The organism is Arthrobacter sp. K41 (assembly GCF_059089645.1).
Genome location: NZ_JBNHEW010000002.1, coordinates 361,051 through 379,608 on the forward strand (window position 1 = coordinate 361,051; position 18,558 = coordinate 379,608).

Genomic DNA, 18,558 nt, shown 5'->3' on the forward strand with positions numbered 1-18,558 from the left:
GATAGTACGGCAGAAAGCACGGCCCCGGGCTGGACCGGTGCCGTGCTTTCTGTTTCTGAAGGCGCGCTTAGCCTAGTTCGGCGAGGACCCTGGCGACGATGCGGTCCACAGCAAGGCCGTAGCGGTCATGGAGGGTGGGCAGTGCTCCGGCATCGAGGAACTCGTCCGGCAGCGCGACGGGAACCACGCGCTTGCCTACTCCTGCGGTGACGACGGCGGAGGCGACGGTTTCGAACAGGCCGCCCACCACGGAGTGGTTCTCGAGCGTGACTGCGAGCCGGTCTGTGTTGATTTCGGCGAGGACGGTAGCGGCGTCGAAGGGCTTGATGGTGGGGGTGTGGACGACGGCCACGTCCACGTTGTGGGCTTCGAGGGCCTTTGCTGCCTGCAGGGCGCGCATGGTCATCAGGCCCGAGGAGATGAACACGACGTCGTTGCCGCCGCGGAGGACCTTGGCCTTGCCGAGTTCGAACGTGTAGTCGTACTCGTCCAGGACGGTGGGGACGTTGCCGCGCAGCAGGCGCAGGTAGGTGGGCCCGTTACTTGCGGCCAGCTGCGGGACGGCCTGCTCGATGTCAATTGAGTCGCAGGGGTCCACGATGGTCAGGTTGGGCATGCCGCGGAAGATCGCCATGTCCTCGGTTGCCTGGTGGCTGGGGCCGTACCCGGTGGTCAGGCCCGGCAGGCCGCCGACAATGTTCACGTTCAGGTTCGGCTCGGCGGCGTCCAGGCAGAGGAAGTCGTAGGCGCGGCGGGCGGCGAACACTGAGTAGGTGGAGGCGAACGGTACGAGCCCTGTTTCGGCCAGGCCGGCGGCGGCGCCGAAGAGGAGCTGTTCGGCCATGCCCATCTGGAAGAACCGCTCCGGGAAAGCCTTGGCGAAGATGTGCATGTCCGTGTACTTGCCCAGGTCCGCCGTCAGGCCGACGATCTTGTCGTTCTCCTGCGCGGCCTTGACCAGTGCGTGCCCGAACGGGGCCGATGCGGTCTTTTGGTCCGGGTCGGCGAAGGAGGCAATCATCGCCGATGTCTTCAGCTTCGGCTTGGCGGCTGTTGTTGTGTCTGGGGCCTCGGTGGTGGTGCTCATGCTGAAGCCTTTCCTTCGTAGCCTGCGGTGAGCTGCTCGCGGCAGGTCTGCCATTCGTTCTCTTCGATGCGCATGAAGTGCGCCTTTTCGCGGTTCTCCAGCAGCGGGACGCCGCGGCCCACCTTGGTGTCGCACAGGATCACGGAAGGACGTCCGACGGCGGCGGCCTGGGCGGCTGCGTTGTCGAACGCTTCCAGCAGCGCGGCCACGTCGTTGCCGTCCACCCGCTGGGTGTACCAGCCGAACGATTCCCACTTTTCGGTCACCGGTTCGGTGCGGAGTACGGTGTCCGTCTTGCCGTCGGCCTGCAGGGCGTTGATGTCCACCATCGCGGTCAGGTTGCCCAGCTGGTGGTGGTGGGCGCCCATGGCGGCCTCCCAGGTGGAGCCCTCGTCGAGTTCGCCGTCGGAGAGGAAGTTGAAGACCCGTGCGTTGGAGCCCTGGTAGCGCAGGCCCAGGGCCATGCCGACGGCGATGGTCAGGCCGTGGCCCAGGGAGCCGCCGGAGATTTCCATGCCGGGGGTGTAGGTGGACATCCCGGACATCGGCAGGCGGGAATCGTCGGAGCCGTAGGTTTCCAGTTCCTCGACCGGGACGATCCCGGCCTCGGCGAGGGCCGCGTAGTGGCCGATGGCGTAGTGGCCGGTGGAGAGCAGGAACCGGTCGCGGGCCTCCCAATGCGGATCCTCAGCGCGGAAGTTCAACTGGTCCCCGTAGACGGTGGCGAGCATGTCCGCCGCACCCAAAGCCTGCCCTACGTAGCCCTGTCCCTGCACCTCACCCATGTTCAGGGCGTGGTGACGGATCCGGTACGCGGCCGCGCTGACTTGGGCGATTCGATCCCGCGTCACCTGGCGCGTGGTGGCCTGGTCCCGGACGGTCTCTACTGGCATTGCTGACTCCGTTGTTGTGTTCTGGATGACGGTCATTAGACGCTCACCGTGTTGGGGGTGCTTTTGGTGATCTCGTCTGCGAGCTGGCGCTCCCGCTTTCCCCAGGTTTCGCGGGTCGCGACAGCGGCCCAGAGTCCAATGGCTGCGTAGGTTCCGAAGAGCAGGGCGGGACCCATCCAGCCGAAGCTAACGAACAGCAGGGTGGTGACGAACGGGGTGAAACCCGAAACCATGGCGGAGATCTGGTAGGCCAGGGAAGCGCCCGAAGCGCGGGTCTTGGCCTGGAAGAGTTCCGGGAACCAGGCTCCCTGGGCGCCCGCGAGCGAGTTCTGGCAGACAGCGTAAGAGATGGCGATGGTCGCTATCACAGCAATAAAAAGGCCGGTGTTGACCATCAGGAACATGGGTACTGCAAACAGGACCGCGAAGGCGCAGGACCAGATGTACACAGGGCGGCGCCCGATCCTGTCCGTCAGCCGGGCCCAGGCGGCGGTGGCGAAGATGCCGATGAAGGATGCAATGCAGAGGGCTACAAGGGTTTCAGTCTTGTCCGCCAGTTGCTCGGTGTGCAGGTAGGAAATCATGTAGGTGATGGACACGGCGTAGCCGGCAGTTTCAGCAACTCGCAGGCCGATGCCCTTCACAATGTTGCGCCAGTCGGTCTTGATGACCTCAACGATGGGGGACTTGACGATATCGCCGCTGTCCCTGACTTCATCGAAGACGGGGGACTCGGGAACCTTGGAGCGGATGATCAGGCCCACTGCCACCAGTACGATGCTGGCCAGGAAGGGAACACGCCAGGCGAGTTCGCCGCCGAGGTTCACGCTTACGAGGAAGACGAGGTTGGCCAGCAGCAGGCCTACCGGGAAGCCGGCCTGGACGATGCCGGTGTACTTGCCCTTGGACTTCCACGGCGCGTGCTCGTAGCTCATCAGGATGGCGCCACCCCATTCGGCACCGAAGGCCAGGCCCTGGACAATGCGGACGAACACCAGCAGCGCCGGGGCGAGCAGGCCAACCTGCTCGTAGGTGGGAAGCAGGCCGATCAGGAACGTGGCCACGCCCATGAGGATCAGCGACGCCACCAGGACGGGCTTGCGGCCCACCTTGTCGCCAAGATGGCCGCCGATGATGCCACCCAGGGGACGGGCGGCAAAGCCGACACCCAGGGTTGCGAAGGCCGCCAGCGTCCCGGTGACGGGGTCACCGGTGGGGAAGAAGGCTGTACCGAAGTACAGGGCCGCAGCTGTGCCGAAGCCGATGAAGTCGTATGTCTCGATGACTGCGCCGACGCCTGAGCCGACTGCAACACGCTTTGCGTCCTTAGTGCCGTGCACGTGGCCGCGCATTTTAAGAGCTTCGTTGCTCATGGTGGTTCCCTTCCGAATAGCGACCAAGGAGCCTGCCGCTGTCGACTGTTAACGATGGTACGCCTCAAGTGTGACCCACCTCATGCGGCACTGTCAACAGTCAACTTTGAAGGTTGACTGTTGACAGTAGCCGTACGTATTGTGGTCCCTATCACTGCTGCACCTGGGACGGAAGTCCGATGTCGTGCGAAACCACCAAGGAGCAATCATGACCACCATCCAGCGCACCGCCGTCCTCACTGGGGCAACCTCGGACCGGGGTATCGGCATCACCACCGCCCGCCGCTACGCCCGCCAGGGCTGGGCTGTGGTCATCCTGGACCTCGACGGGGAGAGGTCCGCCAAGGTCGCCGCGGAGATCGGCAATGAGTTCAACGTCCCCGCCTTCGGCCACGAGATCGATGTTGCCAACGAAGCCTCCGTCACTACAGCCCACGCGGCGGTGGCAGCCGACGTTGCGGCAGGCAACCTGCCCCCGGTCGGCGCCCTCGCCAACATTGCCGGCATCACGTCGCCGCTGCCGTTCCTGGAGACCACCCTGGAGCTGTGGCACAAGATCATGGACGTAAATGCCACGGGCACATACCTGGTGACCAGGGCCTTCCTGCCGGCCATGATCGACAACGGCTGGGGCCGGATCGTCAACATGTCCTCCGTCTCCGCCCAGCGCGGCGGGGGCGTGTTCGGCAAGGTCCCCTACTCCGCCGCCAAGGCCGCAATCCTCGGCTTCACCAAGGCCCTGGCGCGGGAACTCGGCACCACCGGCGTCACCGTCAACGCCATCACTCCAGGGGCGGTCGACACCAACATCCGCGTGGGCAGCACGGAGGAACAGGAGGCCGCCATCAACGCCGGCATCCCGCTGGGCCGAAACGCGACCACCGAAGAGGTGGCAGCCGTGATCACCTTCCTGTCCTCCGAGGACTCGGCCTACCTCACCGGCACCACCATCGACATCAACGGCGGAAGCCACCTCCACTAAAGGGCTTGGCCGCGGAAGCGCCTGAAGTGACGGAGCGGAGCAGCGGGATGAAGCCGTATCGCTACCACGACTGGAGCCGGTTGATTGGAACGCCGGTGGAGATCCGCAGGGATTTTGGCATCGTACGTGCCGGCACCGTAGATGATGCCATGGCTGGTTCCTCAGCCTTGTGGCTGGCGGCGGATGCCGGGGGAGGCAGGGCCCTCTACGCGGCCGCCGAGGGTTTTGAAGTGTGGATCCAGCCTCAGGAGCTCAGCGGGAAACTCTGTTTCAAGATGGCGTTTGCCCAGCTCTCGGGGTCCGGTCCCAAGCGGTAAGCGCGAATTCCTGTAGGGACGGTTGGCAGGAACGGTAGTAGTAGGTAGACTGGTCTACCTACTACTACCGCCAAAGGACTGGCCATGACCCCGTCAGCAGTGTCTGACCCGACCCGAAGATCTGCCCGCGAACTGTTGCTCGCGGCGGCGGCGAAGCTTTTCTATGCACACGGTGTGGGGGCCACGGGCATCGACACCATCACGGCCGAGGCAGGAGTGGCTAAAAAGAGCCTCTACAACAACTTCGCGTCCAAGTCGGACCTGGTAACCGCCTACCTGGAAACCCGGCACGAGGAATGGCTTGGCCTCTACCGGAAACGGCTGGGTAAAGCGTCCGGGCCCAAGGAACGCGTGCTGGCCACCTTTGACGCCTACCTCGATCATGCCCGCCTTGCCTACGAGAACGGATTCCGGGGGTGCGGGCTGCTCAACGCCGCGGCGGAACTGCCGGCCGGGAGCCCGGGCCGCCTTTCGGTGAAGCGTCACAAGGAAGAAGTAGAACGCCTCCTCGCAAACCATCTGGCGGAGATGCTCCCCGGACAGGAAGAGCGCCAGGGGAAACTTGCCCGTCACCTGGCCTTCCTGCTCGAAGGCGCCATGGTCCGTGCGGGACTTGAAGGTGGGGAGACCCGGCTCGTGGAGGCCCGCACCATCGCCGCGCAGTTGCTGGACGAGCTGTGACGGCTTCCACCGGCCGCATGTCCGGTCCGCTGTGGGGTGCCGTTTTCGTGCTGGCCGCATCGGTACTCTGGGGCACCACGGGAACGGCGGCCACCTTCGCGCCGGCGGTCAGTCCGCTGGCAATCGGTGCGGTGGCGATGGGAGTTGGCGGGTTGCTGCAGGCTCTGTACGCGGCCAGGCCGATCAGCGCCCAATGGGGCCGCTTAAGAGGGCAATGGCCTTTGGTGTCCCTCGGAGCCTCGGCAGTGGCGGTATATCCCCTGGCCTTCTACAGCTCAATGCATCTTGCCGGCGTGGCAGTGGGGACGGTGGTTTCCATCGGCTCGGCCCCGGTGGCGGCAGCGGTGATAGAACGCCTTGCAGACCACAAGCCGCTCACCCGCCGCTGGCTGGCCGGGGCGCTGCTTGGCGTGGCAGGTGCGGTGCTGTTGTCGCTTGCCGGCCACAGGCCCGACGGCGGCGGCGCAGGTCCGGCGGGGGAGTCCTGGGCCGGCCTGGCCGGAATAGCCTTGGGCCTGGTTGCCGGCATCACTTACGCACTCTACTCATGGGCCGCCCATCGACTCATCAATCAAGGCGTTTCCTCCCGTGCCGCGATGGGAACGATGTTCGGAACTGGCGGCCTGCTGCTGATGCCCGTCCTGGTTTTCACCGGCCGCCCGCTGGTGGAATCCTGGTCCAACTTCAGCGTGGGGGCCTACATGGCCCTCGTCCCGATGTTCGCCGGATACGTCCTGTTCGGCTGGGGGCTGGCCCGGGTGCATGCCAGTACCGCCACAGGCCTTTCCCTGCTGGAAACTGTGGTGGCAGCTGCCTTGGCTGTGCTGGTGGTGGGGGAGCGGTTGCCCGCAGTGGCCTGGATTGGCGCGGGGCTTGTCTTGGCGGGACTGATCTTCCTGGTTCCACGTTCTTCATCACGGGGCAGTCAGCACAGCAACAGGGCCGGGCTACGTCGGCTGTCCGCGCCGCCGCCCACGGCTGAAGGGATGCTTCTGCAGCGCGAGGCAGGCGCCCAAAGCCATCAGCAGAAGGCCGGTTACGCCAACGCCAATTTCCGGGCCGCTGAGGCCGGCGATGAAAAGCACAAGGCCGAGCAGGCCAGCGCCTGAACCGTAGTAGAAGCCGGCGCTGAACTGGCGGGAGGGGTAGCCGGAGAGCAGCTCCATCGCCAGGTGTGGATCGTCGGCGATCAGCCCGAGCTCCAGCTCCTTGAGGAGCCTTCGCTCCTCCTCGGACATTGGCATAGGACGCCCTTGAGTCTCATACGGGAGTATCGATACGACCGTAGAATTCTTGTCCTGTTCCGTCAAGAGCCCGGGCCTGGATCACAAATCTCCGCCGCCGCGGTGAGGCCCCAAAGCTCCACTGGCACAGCTCCCGGCTGGCCGGGGTTCCGGACTTGGGCGCAGCACTGTCCTACCGCCGTCGTAATTCTGCGAACTCAAGTGGCGGCACAATGGCGCCGGCGTCCCGCTCCACGAAGTTGGTGCCGGGCGGGACAACGTCATCAATCGCATCCAGTACGGACTCACCCAGCCGGACTTCGGCCGCCTTCAGGTATGCCGCCAGGTGCTCTTCGCTGCGCGGTCCAATAATCACGCTGCTGATGGCCGGATGCGACAGGGCGAAACCAACCGAGAGGTCCACCAGCGACAGTTCCAGCTTGTCCGCCAGCCGTGCCAGGGCATCGGCTGCATGCAGCTTGCGCTCGCTGGAGGGGCCGGAGATGTCGTAGCGGCCGGGAAGGGAATGGACCCGGGTGGGTGCCTTGCCGGACTCCAGGACGAAGCTGCCTGACAACCAGCCTCCTGCCAGCGGGCCGTACGCCAGGACACCGAGGGCGTACTGCTGGGCGATGGGGAAGACGTCGCGTTCGTTGGCCCGCACCAGCATCGAGTACGGCACCTGGTTTCCGAGCGGCGGAATCAGGTGGTTGGTGGTGGCAAGCCACTGTGCCTCCACCAGCTGCGCCGGCGTGAACACGGAGGTGCCGTAGTAAAGAATTTTCCCCTGCCGGATCAGGTCGTTGAGGGTGGTGATGGTTTCGAGGACGTCGGTGTTGTAGTCCGGCCGGTGCGCCTGGTACAGGTCGATGCGGTCAGTCTGGAGGCGGCGAAGGCTGCCCTCCACCGCCTGGGTGATCCACCGCCGGGAGTTGCCGGCATGGGCAGGGTTGGGGCTCATCTGGCCGTGGAACTTGGTGGCCAGGAAGACGTCGTCCCGGCGGCCCCGGAGTGCACGCCCCACCACCTGTTCCGATTCGCCCTGGGAGTACACATCGGCCGTGTCGATCGCGGTGATGCCCGAGTCCACCGCCGATTGGATGATCCGGATGCTCTCCTCGGCACCGGTCGGGGCACCGGGGGCTCCGCCCGGTCCTTCCCCGAAGTTCATGGTGCCCAGGGTCAGCGGGCTGATAGGGGTGCCTGATCGCCCGAACACCCGCAATTCGCTGAGGCTCATCTCCGGTCTCCTCCGATATTTTGCGGCATGTTGCTTCCGATGCATGCCCTTGATCGTCACGAGGCTACACAGATTGGCCGGGTACCGGCGGGTTCCCGCCTCGGGGCTTCTCTTTTCGACTTCCGGGGTAACGCAGGGGGCCGGTATGACGAAATATGGAGCGACCGGCTGGCCTGGCGTCGCATATATTGAGGCATGGGGCACTCCCAGTAATGAGGAGCAGTTCCTGAAACTGCACGACATGATTATCGGCAGCACCAACGTCAGTGGCTTCCTTGCCGACCTTTCCATCCTGGCTGCCTCGACACTGAGTGAGACGGCCAATTCACACATTGAGTGCGGTGTGACGCTCCGGCAACGGAAGCGAAGTGCAACTGTTGCGGGCAGCAGCGCGCGGGCAACGGCGCTGGACAAACTCGAGCAGGTTTTGGGACACGGTCCGTGCCTTACGTCCCTGGAAGCCATGAAGCCCGTAATCCTCGATGATGCGGAAAGGGACACGCGCTGGCCGGAGGACCAGAAGCTCCTTGCGGAAAGCGACTGCCGCAGTGTTTTGGGCGTTCCGCTCGCGCTGGATGAAACGCAGGCGGCTGCTCTGGATTTCTTCGCGGACGAACCCGCAGTATTCACCGCTCACGTGGTCCGCAGGGCAGAAGCATTTGCCGAGCTGGCCGGACGGGCGTTGCGGCTGGCACTCAAGATTGCTGATGCGCAGAACCTCGCGGAGGACCTCACCGCTGCCTTGGAACACCGCACAGTGATCAATCTGGCGTGCGGTGTAGTGATGGCCCAGAACCGGTGCACACAGGAAGAAGCGATGGCTGTGCTGACCCAGGCATCGAGCCATCGCAACCAGAAACTGCGCGACGTCGCGGCCGACATCCTGCACCAGGTGGGCTCGGGCTCGGTCAGCACCTACTTCGAGCAGTAACCCGCGCAGTGCGGGCGCTCCAGTTTCGCCTCTGGGCCGCCCTGCAATAATCTGAACCAACGGTTGTGCGCGGGGGTGCAGGCGCCCGGTGCAACAGGCAGCACTGTAAGTTCAGGCCACATCACACCAGACGAGGCGGACACGCATGACGGCTTCAGACCAGCAGCACCCACAGCGATCGCAGATGCCCGCGGATCCGCCAGGCATTCCACGCGCTGACCGCGAAGTAGCTGCCGGGGCCGTGGACCAGCACCTCCTCCAGCAACTGGCGGACGTGCATGGCGTGGGAACGTCCTTCCAGGGCTGGGACGGGCTGCCCCACAATGTTGCCGAAGAAACCCTGATCAAGGTCCTGGCCTCCCTGGGCGTGCAGGCCCACACCAACGAGCTCATCAAGGCCGCGCTCGCGGAAGCGGAACTGGCTCCGTGGCGGCGGATGCTGCCTCCCGCCGTCGTGATCCAGCAGGGCGAGCCGGCCCAGGTCCCGGTCCACGTGCGGGACGGCGCCGCGGTGCAGGTGCGCATCACGCTCGAAGGCGGTGCCGGGTCCAGGGACGCCGTGGAGCAGGACCTCCGGGTGCAGCCGCGGGATGTTGACGGTGTATCCACCGGGCGTGCCACCTTCGCCCTTCCACGGGACCTGCCGCTGGGCTGGCACACCCTCCACGCCGAATCAGGCGGCGCCACCGCGTCCACCACCCTGGTGGTGGTGCCGGCGCGGATGACCACCGCTGCACCGCTCGAAAAGCGCCGCGGCTGGGGACTGGCCATGCAGCTGTACTCGGTGCGCTCCCGCCGGTCCTGGGGTATCGGCGACTTCTCCGACCTGGCTGACCTCGGCGCACTGAGCGCTGCCCGCGGAGCCGACTACATCCTGGTCAATCCGCTCCACGCCGCCGAGCCGGTGCCGCCCGTGCAGCCCTCCCCGTATTCGCCGTCCACCCGCCGGTTCTTCAACCCCCTGTATATCCGCATCGAGGCGATCCCCGAACTGGCCTACCTGAAGCCGCGAAAGCGTGCCGCACTGGAGAAGCTGCGCGAGGAAGTGGCTCCGCTGAACAGGGAGGGCGACCGGCTAAACCGCGACTCGGTCTACGCAGCCAAGCTCCAGGCTCTGGAGCTGCTCTACCACACCCGCCGTTCGCCTGCCCGGCAGGCCGCCTTCAATGAGTTCTGCCGCGTCTCCGGCAGCGGGCTGGACGACTTTGCCCTCTGGTCCGCCATCCGTGAGGACCTGCCGGCCGGAGACCCCTTCTGGTCAGACCCTGCCAGCGCCCTCGGCACACCGCAGACCGAGGCGCTCCGGGAAAAGCTCGCCGACCGGATTGGGTTCTATCGCTGGCTGCAGTGGATCTGTGATGAACAGCTTGAAGCTGCGCAGCACGCAGTGCTGCGGTCCGGCATGCGGCTGGGCGTTGTCCACGACCTCGCCGTGGGCGTGGACCACGCCAGCGCCGACGCATGGACACTGCGTGATGTCCTGGCTCCCGGCACCAGCGTGGGAGCGCCGCCGGATATGTACAACCAGCAGGGCCAGGACTGGGGCCAGCCGCCCTGGCATCCCGCCAGGCTCGCCGAAGCCGGCTACATCCCGTTCCGGAACATGCTGGCCACGGTGCTGAGGCATGCCGGCGGCGTGCGGGTGGACCACATCCTGGGCCTGTTCAGGCTGTGGTGGATCCCGTCCGGCAATTCCCCGGGTAACGGTGCTTACGTCCGCTACGACCATGAGGCGCTGATCGGCATCCTCGCCCTCGAAGCGCAGCGTGCCGGCGCCGTGGTGATTGGCGAGGATTTGGGCACCTTCGAGCCCTGGGTACGGGACTACCTCGCTGCCCGCGGCATCCTGGGGACGTCCATCCTCTGGTTCGAGTACGACGGCGACTCGCCCCTTGCGCCCGAAAAGTACCGCACGCAGGCACTCGCCAGCGTGAATACCCATGACCTGCCGCCGACCGCCGGTTACCTCGCCGGTGACCATGTGGCGCTGCGCAGCGGCTTGGGCCTTCTGGAGCGCTCCGAAGAGGAGGAACGGGCCGAGCACAACGCTTCGCTGGAGAAGATGCTGGCTTTGGTGCGGGAGCGCGGCTACCTGCCGGACGACGCTTCCGGCGGTCCGGGTGCTAATGAAGAACGGACCATCGAGGCGTTGCACCTGCTGCTGGCACAGGCGCCGTCGGTACTGCTGGGGGTTGCCCTGGTGGATGCCGTGGGGGAGCGGCGGGTCCAGAACCAGCCAGGCACTACCGAAGCGCTGTACCCGAACTGGCAGGTCCCTCTGGGCGGGCCGGACGGCAAGCCGGTGTTTCTGGACGATCTTCCCGCCAACCCGCGGTTCAACTCGCTGCTGGCGGCGGTGGAGGAGGCCATGCGCGGGTAGGCTGCGCGGCCGGGCGAACGGTCAGGAGAGCACGATGGGTGAGGGACCAGTACTGGTAGTAGGCGGCACCGGCATGCTGGGCGGCCAAGTGGTGACGGAATTGCTGAAGCGGGGAAAGCAGGTGCGTGCCCTGGTGCGCCCCGGCTCAGATGCTTCCCGGCTCGATTCTGCCGGCGTGGAGATTGCGCGTGGCGACATGCTGGACCCTGAATCGCTGCGGCGGGCGATGGGCGGTGCAGATGCCGTTGTCACTACAGCTGCCGGCTACACACGGCACCGCAAAGGCGATACCCCGGAAACCGATACGTTGGGCAACTCAAACCTGGCTGAAGCCGCCAAGCATAGCGGGATCCGCCGGTTCGTCCTCACCAGCATCCTGACGTGTGACCAAACACCCGGCGTCCCTCACTTTTGGCACAAAAGGCTGATGGAGGACCGGCTCGAGGCCCTGGGCGTGCCGTTTGTCGCTCTGCGGCCGGGGGCCTTCCTGGACCAGGTGACGCGTTTCGGCGGCGACCCGCTCAGCAGGCACAAGGTCATGTGGTTCGGCTCCGCCGGAATCCCTCTGACGTTCGTGCTCACTCCGGATGTCGCCGGATACCTGGCCGCGGCCGTGGATGCTCCGGGTGTCGAGGGCCAGCGCATCGATATCGGGTGGGACCGGCCCATCGCCATGCAGGAGTTCGCCGACCTCGCCGGACAGGTGTTGGGGGAGGAAATCCGGGTCCGGACTGTTCCGCTTCGGATCCTGCGGGCGGCCGGTGCTGTAATGGGGCCAGTGAATCCCATGGCAAAGGATTTGGCAGCAATGATTGCGTGGTTCCAGACCGGCAGGTACGTGGCTGACACCGCCAGGCAACAGGAGTTTTTTGGGACGCCGCCCACAGCAGAGGAGGCGGTAAGGCGGCTGATCACCATTCTCGGGCATCCGGTGCGTAACTGAGCTCCGGCCTGAGCTTTACTGCACTTTTCACTGTTCCGGCAGCGTTGCTTCCGCCTGGTGCGCCTATTCTGGTTGTCCTGCGGGTCCTGTGGCTTGTCCTGCGGACTATCCCGCCGGTACCAGCGCGGTAGGGGAAGGCGTCTCCAGGTTGTGGACCAGGGGTCCCGGTAAACCCGACACCGGGTCGAGTTCAAAAGTTGCTATATTGTCCGACCGCTCGTGGGCCACGTGCAGCCAGCGGCCCTTGACCAGATGATGTCGCGGCCAGTTCCCGCCGCTGGCGAAGTCTCCAACCGGCACCAGTTCTGTCCCTCCTGCACCGACTTTCAGGACGCTTACTAAGTTGGAACCGCGGACACCCACGTACACGTGCCTGCCCTCGTTGCCAAGGCTAATTTCTGCAGCCGAGTCATCGGGCAGGCTGCCGCCGGACGTAGCCGGGCCTCGAAAAACGAGTTCGAATGTCCCGGCTTCCGGCCTGACCACGAAGACCTCAATCGAATATTCCGAAACCACATAGACGTTGCCGCTGGCGTGCTGCACCAAGTGGCGCGGGCCGGCCCCGAATGGGAGGGCCACCTCGTGGTCTGCCACAAGGCCCTCCCCCGGCACGTAGTTCCAGATCCTGAGAGTGTCGTGGCCCAGGTCCGTCGTCATAATGCGCCCGTCCTGAAGCATCAGGCTCGCGTGGGCCCGGCTCTGCCGGGGATCGCCAGGAGTCTGGCTGGCATGGGGATCAACCGAGGGCAGTGCGGGAAAACGCCCGGCGATGCTGCCGTCCGGGTTCAGTTCGTACAGCAGGACCTGGCCGTCACCCCAGCACGTGGCGGTAAGAAAGCGGCCCTGCGGGTCCACCGCCACATGGCATGTGGCTTCTCCCGAGGGGTTTGGACGGCCCAGGGGCTCCAGCGCAAAATCACCGGTGCGTCGAAAGGCCCGGACCATCTTGCGCTGCTCCGCCACTGCATAGACCACAGGCAAAGCTGGATGCACAGCCACGAAAGACGGAGAATCGGTTTTGGCGGCCGTACCAAGCCACTCGAGACTGCCGTCGGGGTGTTCGGCAAGTGCACCGATCCCTTCCGCCCGTCCGCCGCCGTCGGGAGTGTAGGTGCCGGTCCAGATCAACGTGTGCGGGGCAGGCGAAGTCATGGGTCCATCCTGCCAAGAAAACCGCCGTAATCCGGGAATTGCGGAATAGCATTGGATTTTGCAGCTTGACGGAGGTGTGCCCCTTTGGGTTTCACCTGGTTAGTCCTCGTGTCGCTGGGGCCTTCCGGTTAGGTAATGAGCGAGATGCCCAGCGGATCACCGAAAGGCGCTTCATGCCAGCTCCAGTGCCACCTGCTCCTCACGACATTGCCGACCTCGTATCAGTCCTGCGGGCGGCCGGCTGTGTATTCGCCGAAGACGAGGCGCAGCTGCTCCTGTCCGAAGCACCAAGCACCGCTGAACTTGCGGTGTGGGTGGAACGCCGCGTTTCCGGTGAGCCCCTTGAATGCATCATTGGTTGGGCAGAATTTTGCGGACTTCATATAGCGGTCGACCCTGGTGTCTTTGTACCTCGGCGACGCACCGAACTGCTCGTTTCGGAGGCCGCTGCACTGCTGCGCGACCGTTCTCTGCTGCCTGCATCGGCGTCGTCGTCCGCTGTTGTTGATCTGTGCTGCGGATCCGGGGCAGTGGGCGTCGCACTGGCTGCCCGGGCGTCCCTAGGCGAACTTCACTTGGCAGATATTGATCCACTTGCCGTGCAGTGCGCCCGACGGAACGCGGCAGCCGTGGGCGGGCAAGTTCATCAGGGTGACCTGTATGCCGCCCTCCCCGCCCGGCTCAGACGGCAAGTGCAGCTCATCGTGGTGAACGCCCCGTATGTGCCCACAGGCGCGCTGCCCACCATGCCGCCCGAGGCGAGGGTCCACGAGCCGTCCCATTCTCTCGATGGCGGTGTCGACGGATTGGACCTCCACCGGCGCATCATCCGTGAAGCCCCCGAGTGGTTGGATCCAAACGGCCATCTGGTCATCGAAACCAGCGAGCCTCAGGCTGCCGGAACGGCGGCCGTCATGGCGGTTGCGGGATTTGCCGCACGGACTGTCCACTCGGAGGAGCTGGACGGCACAGTCGTGGTAGGTACGCCCCGGTGGCGGTGACTTGCCACCACCTATGGCTCTTCGTGCACCCAACGCTTGTTGCCTGTGATTACGAAAGTGCTAACAAGCGCGGCACTGCCTGTGCAAACTACGGTTAGCCGTTCTGTAGGCAGGGCGACCTTGTCCAAGGAGTAGCCGCGGTCGATGCCTGCAGCCGGACCCACGGTCGCTGGCATCCCCAGTTGGGGTCCATCTTCATTTCCGCGCGGTGGTGGTTGTTTCGGTGGTGGTTTGGGGTGGTGGGGGTGGTTTGAAGTAGTGGTTTTGTTGGGGTTTTTGGTGGGGGTCGAGGTGTTTTGGGGGTGTGTACCAGGGGGTGCCGTTGATGGTGGTGATGGTCCATTGTTCTTTGTGGATCAGGTGGTGGTGGCTGCTGCAGAGGAGGGCGCCGTTGTTGATGGTGGTGGGGCCGCCGTGGGACCAGTAGGTGATGTGGTGGGCTTCGCACCAGGGGGCGGGGATGGTGCAGTGGGGGAAGGTGCAGCCTTGGTCGCGGGCGGTGAGGGCGAGGCGTTGGGTGGGGGTGAAGAGCCGGGTTTTGCGGCCGAGGTCGAGGATTTCGCCGTGGCTGCCCAGGAGTGCGGGGATGATGTCGGCGTCGCAGGCGATTTTGCGGAGGGTCGCGGCGGCGACGGGCCCGGTAAACACGAAGTTCCCCGTGCCGGTGCCGAGGGGCGTGCCGGTGCCGGGGCCGGTGCTGGTCCTTGTGCGTAGAGCGGTGGCGGTGGTGGTGTCCTTGTCGGTGCCGGGGTGTGTGCCGGTGGTGGTGTCCTTGTCGGTGCCGGGGTGTGTGCCGGTGGTGGTGTCCTTGTCGGTGCCGGGGTGTGTGCCGGTGGTGGGTGTGGGGTGGGTGGCTTTGTGGTGGGGGAGGAGGTCTTGGTAGTTGATGGTGGCGATGATTTGGGGGCGGTTTCCGCCGGTGCTGGGCAGGGTGTTGGTGGCCAGGGCGATTTTGGCGGCGCCGACGAGGCCGTCGAGTTGTTTTTGTGGCCTGGTGCGGCGGTCCAGTTCCACGTCCACGCCGCGGTCCCGCCAGTGATCCGTGCCGGTGCCCGTGCCGGGCCCTAGTTCAGCTGCAGTGCCGGTGCCGGGTTTAGTTCCGGTGGTGGTGCGTGGGTTGGTGGCGGTGTTCATGACGGTGAGGAGGTGTTCGTATTGGTCGGTGGTGGCGTAGATGTCGAGGTGGTGCAGGCCGTGGCGGGGTTTGCGGATGAACGCGCCCTGGGTGTGGCGGAGGGCTTCTTCGCTGGGTTCGGTGCCGTCGGCGTCGATGGTCTCGGCCCAGCGGCGGGCGACGCGGGTGAGGAAGTCGGGATCGGCGGCTGCGGCGGTGGTGGTGAGGTTTTCCTCGATCAGCGCCAGGTTCTCCCCGGTGGTGAGGTGTTGGAGCCGGTTCAGGGTCAGGCTGATGATGGTCCCGGCCCGGGAAGACACGGCCGGGCCGGCACCAGAGCCGGTGCCGGCGGCGGTGCTGCCGGTGGCGGTGCCGGGGGTTGGGGTGAGGGCGGTGGTGAGGTGTTCGCGTGGGGCCGGGATGGTCTGGCCGGTAAGGGTGGTGGCGGGCAGGATGTCCGCGGCGAGGGCGAGCCGGCGGTGGGCTTCGCTCTTGCCGATCCGGAGCCGTTGGCGGAGGAACTCGGCGGTGGTGGCGCACCCGTCATCGGCCGGTGAGGTGACCAGCCGGTCAGAAGGTGTACCGGTTGCTGTTGAAGCTGCCGGCCATGCGGTGTCTGTTTCGGTCAGGGTTTCCACGCCATTGTCCCAGCCGGTGACCCAGCCTTTGCCCGTCCGAGCCCGGCAGGCCCGGGCGGTGTCCGCGGCGGCAATGGCCTGTGTTCGGGTGCGGTCCACGGTCCCTGCGGCGAGGACCTGCAGGTACTCCACCGTCCGGGAAAGGTCCTCCACGTGCCCGGCGAAATCAGCGGCTTCAACGTAGTCAGCCCCGGCCAGCAAACCCGGCGCGGCTGCAGCGGCCGCCGTCAGGAGCCGGCCACACTCGGCCAAACCCAGCGGCAATTCAGGGCGTGCCGGGTCTGCCACGGCCAAGGCCGCCGCTTCATCCGGCGCAGCTTTATCCGGTACAGCTTCGTCCCCGTCAGATTCATCAGTGGGTTCAAACGGCTCGGGTTCATCCAGTTCGGGTTTATGAGGCGCGGGACTGCCGGGAACGACGCGAAGGCGACCGGCCAGACCGACGCGAGTGCCGCCGTCGTACGCCTCAAGGCCACCGGCGAAACTGCTCCCCGCCCGCGTCAGCACAGCGGCAGAACCGCCGAACCCCGCAAGCTGTTGCCCAATGGCTTCCATAGGACAACTCTGCCAAACACCCCTGACAAAACCGCGAGCAAAAGCAGCTATGTGGATAAGAGGGTTAGCTGGCATTAAACGCCGCTGGCCGCCGCGTCCCCCAAGGATCGCGACGGCCAGCACGGCAACTTACTTGTAGCACGTCAGCGCTGGGCCCCTGTCAGAAGGAAGCGCTGCGCCTTAACGGGCAGCCGCGCGAGCTACGGCTTTGATTCCGGTTCGCCGCTGGAGGTGTCCAGGTAAAGCGTCTCGGGATGGGTGCTGTGGGCAGGGATGTGGCCACCGTCAAGGCTGGAAACCCCGGGGGTGCCGGAAGTAGTGCCCGAAACGCCAGGTGTCCCCCCGGCAGAAGTTCCAGCCGTGCCGCCTGAGGCATCCGAAGTAGTAGCGGCATCGGACGTGGACTTGCCGGATGCGGACGAGGAGTCACGGTGCATTGCGGAGCCAATGACGGTACTTGCGCGGCGGGCCGCTTCGGTCAGCTGGTCCGCAACTTCAGGGGCCTTCTCCTTGAAGGCCTCTGTTGCCACGGACACCTTGTCCTGGACAGGCTTGCTGTCCCAGATGCCCGCAGCGCGTGCCTTGAGCTTGTCGTAAGCTGCCCGGCCGGACCGTGATCCGAGAACATACCCGGTGGCGATGCCGATACCTAAAAGAAGTTTGTTTTTCATGATGAACTCCTGCTCCCTGAGAAGGTTTCAGTTCCGGCCAGAGAGGCCGGGAGATAGGAAAACCGGCCAGGGGATGTTGTCCCAAGGCCGGTTTTCCTGGCTTGCCCGCTAGTTAGCGGCGCGCGCCGCGCTTGGTGATCATGCCGTACACCAGCAGCACGATCAGTGCGCCGCCGATGGCCAGCAGCCACGTCTGCAGGGAGAAGAACTCCTGCAGACCGGTGCCGAAGAGCATTCCGCCAATCCAGCCGCCGAGGAGTGCTCCAACGACGCCCAGAACAAGGGTGATGAGCCAGCCGCCACCCTGGTGGCCCGGAAGGATCGCCTTAGCGATCGCACCAGCAATAAGTCCGAGAATTAGAAATGCAATGAATCCCATTTTTTGTTCCTCTTCCTAAGTAAAGGAGGCCTCCGGATCCCGGAAGCACTTCATCCTTCTGCCTCAATAGTAATCATGCTTACTATCTATTTGCCAACCCCGGTTTTTAGAAAAAGCCCATTTCAGGGCCATTCAGTGGCCCGTGACGTCAGAATCGTTGCCCGCGTTGGGCCCCTCATCGAGGATCGATAACTCCGCTAGATCCTGCGCGTCCAGGGCGAAATCGAAGATGTCCAGGTTCTCCCGCATCCGCTCCGGATTGGATGTTTTGGGAACTGTCACAATTCCGTTCTGGACATGCCACCGAAGGACCAGTTGGCCGGGTGTTTTGCCATACTTTTCCCCCAGCTGGGACAGGATCGGGGCACTCAAGAGGCCGGCTCCGTCCCCTCCCAACGGGCTGTAGGACTGCGTCACAATCCCGTGCCGGTCATGGAACTCCCTTTCCGCTACGCGGGTGACTGCCGGATTCAGCTGAATCTGGTTAACAGCCGGCACTGTGTCCGTCTCGGCCATCAGCCGCTCCAAATGGGCGGGCTTGAAGTTGGAAACACCAATGGAACGCGCCTTGCCCTCCCCCTGCAGCCGCTCGAAGGTCCTCCAGGTGGACACATACTCGTCCCTCTGGGGCAGCGGCCAGTGGACCAGGAACAGGTCCACGTAGTCGAGCCCCAGCCGCTTCAACGCCCCTTCCAGCCCTTCCACGGCCCGGTCGTTGCCCTGGAACTGGCCATCGACCTTGGTGGTGATGAACACTTCGTCCCGGTCCACGCCACTGGCCCGGAGACCGTTGCCCACGCCTTGTTCATTCCCGTACTTAACGGCAGTATCGATGTGCCTGTAGCCGGCTTCCAGGGCTTGTACGACGGCGGTCGCCGCCTGGTCATCGTCCATGGGCCAGGTGCCGAGGCCCACTTGCGGGATGGAGTAGCCGTCATTGAGTTTGATCAGCGGTGCGAGTGTCATTGCAACAGTCTCTCCCTTATGTAGCGGCCGTC

17 protein-coding genes and 1 pseudogene are annotated in these 18,558 nt (G+C 65.0%); 8 read left to right on the forward strand and 10 right to left on the reverse strand.

The genetic code is table 11. The features are described from left to right. Window positions 1-67: 67 nt before the first annotated feature. The 3 genes from AC5RTE_RS05995 to AC5RTE_RS06005 are packed head-to-tail and all read right to left on the reverse strand — an operon-like array spanning window position 68 to window position 3,353. Complete coding sequence (locus AC5RTE_RS05995; RefSeq protein ID WP_494040489.1) at window positions 68-1,087, reverse strand: transketolase family protein; 1,020 nt, start codon at window positions 1,085-1,087, stop codon at window positions 68-70. Next, a complete protein-coding gene (locus AC5RTE_RS06000; RefSeq protein WP_494040490.1) occupies window positions 1,084-1,980 on the reverse strand; it encodes a transketolase in 897 nt (298 codons plus the stop codon). The genes AC5RTE_RS05995 and AC5RTE_RS06000 overlap by 4 nt, the downstream gene beginning before the upstream one ends. A gap of 35 nt (window positions 1,981-2,015) precedes the next feature. Next, on the reverse strand, window positions 2,016-3,353 hold the full coding sequence (locus AC5RTE_RS06005; RefSeq protein WP_494040491.1) for an MFS transporter: 1,338 nt from the start codon (window positions 3,351-3,353) through the stop codon (window positions 2,016-2,018). A 208-nt stretch (window positions 3,354-3,561) separates the two neighbouring features. On the opposite strand from AC5RTE_RS06005, the gene AC5RTE_RS06010 reads away from it, so the two are divergent. The 4 genes from AC5RTE_RS06010 (at window position 3,562) to AC5RTE_RS06025 (ending at window position 6,442) form a co-directional block, all read left to right on the forward strand. Then, entirely contained in the window at window positions 3,562-4,335 is a 774-nt protein-coding gene (locus AC5RTE_RS06010; protein WP_494040492.1) for an SDR family NAD(P)-dependent oxidoreductase, read from the forward strand. A 47-nt stretch (window positions 4,336-4,382) separates the two neighbouring features. After that, a complete protein-coding gene (locus AC5RTE_RS06015) occupies window positions 4,383-4,652 on the forward strand; it encodes a hypothetical protein (RefSeq protein WP_494040493.1) in 270 nt (89 codons plus the stop codon). 84 nt (window positions 4,653-4,736) lie between these two features. After that, entirely contained in the window at window positions 4,737-5,333 is a 597-nt protein-coding gene (locus tag AC5RTE_RS06020) for a TetR/AcrR family transcriptional regulator (RefSeq protein ID WP_494040494.1), read from the forward strand. A gap of 17 nt (window positions 5,334-5,350) precedes the next feature. Then, window positions 5,351-6,442: a DMT family transporter gene (locus AC5RTE_RS06025; RefSeq protein ID WP_494040782.1), complete on the forward strand. Its 1,092-nt coding sequence runs from the start codon at window positions 5,351-5,353 to the stop codon at window positions 6,440-6,442. On the opposite strand, the pseudogene AC5RTE_RS06030 reads toward AC5RTE_RS06025, so the two are convergent. Together AC5RTE_RS06030 and AC5RTE_RS06035 are read right to left on the reverse strand one after the other, a co-directional pair. Next, window positions 6,398-6,577: pseudogene (locus tag AC5RTE_RS06030) on the reverse strand (DUF3040 domain-containing protein); the annotation flags it as partial. The gene AC5RTE_RS06025 and the pseudogene AC5RTE_RS06030 sit on opposite strands and share 45 nt — an antisense overlap. 172 nt (window positions 6,578-6,749) lie before the next feature. Then, a complete protein-coding gene (locus tag AC5RTE_RS06035) occupies window positions 6,750-7,796 on the reverse strand; it encodes an aldo/keto reductase (RefSeq protein ID WP_494040495.1) in 1,047 nt (348 codons plus the stop codon). 145 nt (window positions 7,797-7,941) lie between these two features. Here AC5RTE_RS06035 and AC5RTE_RS06040 point away from each other — a divergent pair, with 145 nt between their 5' ends. From AC5RTE_RS06040 to AC5RTE_RS06050, 3 genes are all read left to right on the forward strand, one after another. After that, the gene (locus tag AC5RTE_RS06040; protein ID WP_494040496.1) at window positions 7,942-8,727 is read left to right on the forward strand and encodes a GAF and ANTAR domain-containing protein; all 786 of its coding nucleotides are present in this window, start codon (window positions 7,942-7,944) and stop codon (window positions 8,725-8,727) included. 145 nt (window positions 8,728-8,872) lie between these two features. Further along, window positions 8,873-11,107, forward strand: coding sequence for a 4-alpha-glucanotransferase (malQ, locus tag AC5RTE_RS06045; RefSeq protein WP_494040497.1), 2,235 nt, complete (start codon window positions 8,873-8,875; stop codon window positions 11,105-11,107). A gap of 34 nt (window positions 11,108-11,141) precedes the next feature. Further along, window positions 11,142-12,050 (forward strand): SDR family oxidoreductase, encoded by a 909-nt coding sequence (locus AC5RTE_RS06050; protein WP_494040498.1) that lies wholly within the window; start codon window positions 11,142-11,144, stop codon window positions 12,048-12,050. Between the two features lie 105 nt (window positions 12,051-12,155). Here AC5RTE_RS06050 and AC5RTE_RS06055 read toward each other — a convergent pair whose 3' ends face one another. Beyond that, window positions 12,156-13,202 (reverse strand): lactonase family protein, encoded by a 1,047-nt coding sequence (locus AC5RTE_RS06055; protein WP_494040499.1) that lies wholly within the window; start codon window positions 13,200-13,202, stop codon window positions 12,156-12,158. Between the two features lie 173 nt (window positions 13,203-13,375). On the opposite strand from AC5RTE_RS06055, the gene AC5RTE_RS06060 reads away from it, so the two are divergent. Further along, window positions 13,376-14,203 (forward strand): putative protein N(5)-glutamine methyltransferase, encoded by an 828-nt coding sequence (locus AC5RTE_RS06060; protein ID WP_494040500.1) that lies wholly within the window; start codon window positions 13,376-13,378, stop codon window positions 14,201-14,203. 195 nt (window positions 14,204-14,398) lie between these two features. Here the strand turns inward: AC5RTE_RS06060 and AC5RTE_RS06065 are convergent, their stop codons facing one another. From AC5RTE_RS06065 to AC5RTE_RS06080, 4 genes are all read right to left on the reverse strand, one after another. Then, window positions 14,399-16,510: an HNH endonuclease signature motif containing protein gene (locus tag AC5RTE_RS06065; RefSeq protein WP_494040501.1), complete on the reverse strand. Its 2,112-nt coding sequence runs from the start codon at window positions 16,508-16,510 to the stop codon at window positions 14,399-14,401. 200 nt (window positions 16,511-16,710) lie between these two features. After that, a complete protein-coding gene (locus AC5RTE_RS06070) occupies window positions 16,711-17,181 on the reverse strand; it encodes a YtxH domain-containing protein (protein WP_494040502.1) in 471 nt (156 codons plus the stop codon). 112 nt (window positions 17,182-17,293) lie between these two features. Continuing rightward, a complete protein-coding gene (locus tag AC5RTE_RS06075; RefSeq protein WP_494040503.1) occupies window positions 17,294-17,560 on the reverse strand; it encodes a GlsB/YeaQ/YmgE family stress response membrane protein in 267 nt (88 codons plus the stop codon). 132 nt (window positions 17,561-17,692) lie between these two features. Beyond that, window positions 17,693-18,526 carry an aldo/keto reductase gene (locus AC5RTE_RS06080; protein WP_494040504.1) on the reverse strand — a complete coding sequence of 278 codons (834 nt, stop codon included), beginning with the start codon at window positions 18,524-18,526 and terminating at the stop codon, window positions 17,693-17,695. Between the last annotated feature and the right edge of the window lie 32 nt (window positions 18,527-18,558).